At 45.5% G+C, this 3,717-nt stretch carries 6 protein-coding genes; 3 read left to right on the plus strand and 3 right to left on the minus strand.

Annotation, left to right across the window (positions count from 1 at the left end; genetic code table 11):
- Positions 1-336 (minus strand): hypothetical protein (locus PMI17_RS03840; protein ID WP_007886312.1); only part of this gene is annotated, 336 nt, incomplete at its 3' end.
- An 857-nt stretch (positions 337-1,193) separates the two neighbouring features.
- Between PMI17_RS03840 and PMI17_RS03845 the strand changes: the two genes are divergently transcribed.
- The 3 genes from PMI17_RS03845 to PMI17_RS03860 all read left to right on the plus strand — a co-directional run bounded on the left by PMI17_RS03845 (position 1,194) and on the right by PMI17_RS03860 (position 2,551).
- Entirely contained in the window at positions 1,194-1,634 is a 441-nt protein-coding gene (locus PMI17_RS03845) for a hypothetical protein (protein ID WP_007886313.1), read from the plus strand.
- A complete protein-coding gene (locus tag PMI17_RS03850; protein ID WP_007886314.1) occupies positions 1,635-2,090 on the plus strand; it encodes a hypothetical protein in 456 nt (151 codons plus the stop codon). It begins immediately after the preceding gene.
- Between the two features lie 245 nt (positions 2,091-2,335).
- A complete protein-coding gene (locus tag PMI17_RS03860; protein ID WP_007886317.1) occupies positions 2,336-2,551 on the plus strand; it encodes a YdgH/BhsA/McbA-like domain containing protein in 216 nt (71 codons plus the stop codon).
- Positions 2,552-2,923: 372 nt separating this feature from the next.
- Here PMI17_RS03860 and PMI17_RS03865 read toward each other — a convergent pair whose 3' ends face one another.
- Positions 2,924-3,322, minus strand: a complete 399-nt coding sequence (locus PMI17_RS03865; protein ID WP_007886319.1) for a hypothetical protein — start codon at positions 3,320-3,322, stop codon at positions 2,924-2,926.
- A 198-nt stretch (positions 3,323-3,520) separates the two neighbouring features.
- Positions 3,521-3,717: hypothetical protein (locus PMI17_RS25670; protein WP_007886321.1), on the minus strand; the 197-nt coding region annotated here is incomplete at its 5' end.

Raw genomic sequence — 3,717 nt, forward strand, 5'->3', positions numbered from 1 at the left:
GGTTTTTCTAGACACTTCTGGCGTAGAAGCAGGATCTTTATGCTCAAGACGAAGCAGCAGCGACTTCAGTTCACCAACCTCCTGCCGGAGCGCGCGAATTTCTGCCATCATAGCGCCTTCATTTTGTGTGCCATGTGACTGCGTCATACTGTGCCGCTCATCAGTGCCACTCTGCTCAAGTTCACCATAGACGCGAATAAGCTCTGACGTTTCGAACTCGCGGTGTCCTTTATTGTTAGTCCTGTACGATACGCGGCCTGAAGCCATATCACGATAAAGCGTTCGTCTGCTTTTACCTGTGAGATCTTGAGCCTGTGACACACTGTGCCATGCCATAAAACGTCCTCCATCAATGGCACACTTTTCATATTGGAGCATAAAGTAACACCTGAGCGGCAGGAGCATACCTTAAGAACGGATGCTATTCCGCTTCCTCGGTCATTCGCTCACTTTGTTCGGTCATGACACTGCGGCGAGCGGTACGGGAGTAGAGACAAGCCATGGCACAAAAAGAGTAGTAGAGGCCTCGCCCGAGGGGCGATTTTCCATAGGCTTCGCCCTCCTGGCGAATGTCACAAAAAGACACTCAAGCCAGAAGTGGCGAAACCCGACAGGACTTAAAGATGCCGGACGTTTCCCTCCGGCGGCTCCCTCGTGCGCTCTCCTGTTCCCACCATACGGATTTCCCCGCATCATTCCGCTGTTAATGGCCGCGTTTTCTCATTCCACGCCTGATGCTGAGATCCGGACAGGTGGTTCGCTCCAAGCTGGGCTGTATGCACGAACTCCCCGTTCAACCCGACTACCACACCTTCAGCGCAACTGATCTCTTGAATCCAATCACTGAAGGTACGACGAATCGCCACTGGTAATAGCCAATGGTTACTGGTTTACGGAGCGATGAAGGTACAAAGTAAGCTTAGAGTTCTTGAAGTGCCGGCCTAACTACGGCTACACTGGAAGGACAGTTTTGGTTTCTGCGCTCCGTTAAAGCCAGTTACCACGGTTCAGAAACTTGCCGGTTTACTGAACCTTCGAAAAACCACCTTGCCGGGTGGTTTTTTCGTTTTCAAGACTAACTGCAAATAGCAGCCGCGGTCAATGCAAGGTGGCAAGCTAGCATGCTATTTTTGTATCCCCCTCGGGTAGTTACAAGTGTAAGATAGTTAAAACTGAATATTTTAAGAGCAAAAATGAAACCACTTAATTTAGAAGAAGCGAATGCAGAAACCCTGCTAAAAATATTCAAAGAATATAAAATAGATGCTGAGATAGACGCTGACAGAGACATCAGGATAGATGGTTCTCCAGCAATATTTTTAAAGATAAATGAAGAGCAAAATCAAATAAAATTCTTCAGCTCCATACCGATAACTCAGGATGATGTATCAAAAGATGAGGGGGAGAATTTTGCTTTTATAATGAATCTCGTGCATAAGATGATGCGATTTATATATATGGAGAACGAAATAGGGAATGGCGTTTTCTTTGAAGCATTTTTGCTTAAGAAAGGCTTTATTGATGAAGGATACTTAATCGAGTTCTATCAAGAGCTGCGTAAGACTATATCCTCAGTCCAATCACTAATCCCTAACATTCATGCAATCCAAAAAATAAAAGAAGGATTAAAATGAATGGGGGTTTTCGCAAAAAAATTCAAAGCTGAAATTGGAACGTTTATCTCTTTTTTGATAAGCTCGGGCTTTGTACTGGCGAGCAAGGAATCATGGGCACCTCTGGCCCCTATCCTTGGACTTATTATTTCATTACTAATTTGCAAAGCGTTAATATCAAGGTCGATAAATTCAGAAAAAAAAGATGTGAATTTGCAATCAGATTCTGTGCAAACTGAAATGCTTCAAGCATTAAAGGTAATTTCAGAAAGCCAAGAAAAGACTGGAAATAGCAATGCATTTTCTAAGCTAGCATCTAACTTAGAAGAAAACTTGATAAAACTGTTTGACCATAAAATGAAATCAATCAATGATGGATTAGCCAAGGTTAAACAATTAGAATCAGAAAATGATGAAATAGAGAAGGACCTGGCATCATCCATAAGTGAACTCATAAAATCACAAAACAAAAATTAACCTGTTATTTATAGCGTTCGCCTGTTTTTTTTCAATAAAAACAAAAGCCCTCTCCTTATTATTTTTATATTTAAAACTTAGTGTAATACGAGTACATAAAAACTTATTGAGAATACCTATCAATACGATAACTATCATGCTTGCAATACCAGCACTTATTGTAAACAAGCTAATAGTAACCATGGTTATCATTATCCTATCGAAAGCACACAGGCTTTCAACCATACAAACCAAGGATAAAGACCATGAAAACCATCAAAGCAATGTCTATCGCCGCCGTCGCCGCTCTTTCACTGATGTCAGCCGCAAGCTTCGCGCAGAGCGTTACCGCGACTTCCCTGACACTGGACGGTGCAGAGGCCAAAATCGCCGCGCAGGCTCAGCAGCAGGGCGCTCATTACAAAATTACCGAAGCCAACACAAACAACGTCGTTCACATGACCGCTGAGCTGTACAAATAACGGATGGTCGCAAAAGGAAGTGCCAGGAAAGGTCGCCCACGGGCGGCCTTTTTTGTATCTGTCCGGTAGAATTGAACATAACATCTCTTACCGGCACCGCCGCAGCCGCCCTCAGCGCGATCCTGACGCGTGCGGGTCGTTTCCGGCACCTTTCCCTGTCCGTATTGTGAAAAAACTCACCTGATAATTTTTAGGCCGATGCATGGCTATGCATAGAGGTGAATGCCGGGCGGTTCCGGGCGTATACTGGCACTAAAGGCGCATTTTCACGGGAAACGTTCATTTCCGATAACGGTGAACGGGCGTGCAGTTTACTGTGCGATCGTGAGGCGTTGGCTAAGCCGCCAGGCGCGGTAGGAATCAGTCAGGTAATTACCCAAAAGTAGAGTCGGCTTTGTTGATGGCAACCTTAATTGCTTCGATTATGTCGGCGTACTGACTGCTGTGAATGCCACCATCCTGAAAAGCCAACATATGCTGTTGTTTTCCGAGACTGATAAGCTCTGAAGCAAGCGCATAGTCAGCCTTTACAGGCGTGATACGGCGATTAAGCGAAATACGCCTGACGTATTCGGCAACGGTAAGGCTGGCTGCACGGGCACTTTCGTGGATGCGCTCGTACTCATCTTCTGTGCAGCGAACTTGTATCAGCTTCGTCTTTTGGCGGGGTTGTTTAATGCTCATCAGCAGGTCCTGGAGGAATGGGGTATCGGGGCGAAAGCCCTGACCAACTCGTTTTGTGATGCTGCCATCGAGATGGCGGTAGTACAAAACATTTCCTGTCCGTCCGCAGAGTTAATGTCGACTGGTTTTATAGTTTTAGGAAAAAGCATTCATGCACCATTATCCCTTGTGACGCAAGGGTTAAGACCTAGCATTGCATAATGCGTTGGGTGTGACAGATTTTAGTGGCCGTACGTCAGCGGAATATCCTGATCACTAGTTTAAACGCTGACTCGTGTTACCCGGCTAACAAGCGGACGGATTCAGTCCTAAACCGTCTTCAGGGGCTTTAGGAACTGCATTCTCGTCTACCATCTTTTTCAACTCCACCATTCCCTGCATCAGCTCGTCAAAGAGGTTACGTTCGTTCATAAAAGGCGTCCTTATTGTCTCACTTTGTCCGGTGCCAGAAGCGCCACCAGGTTTTTCTAGACACTTCTGGC

The sequence above is a fragment of the Pantoea sp. GM01 genome, from assembly GCF_000282675.1.
Classification (GTDB): Bacteria; Pseudomonadota; Gammaproteobacteria; order Enterobacterales; family Enterobacteriaceae; genus Pantoea; species Pantoea nemavictus.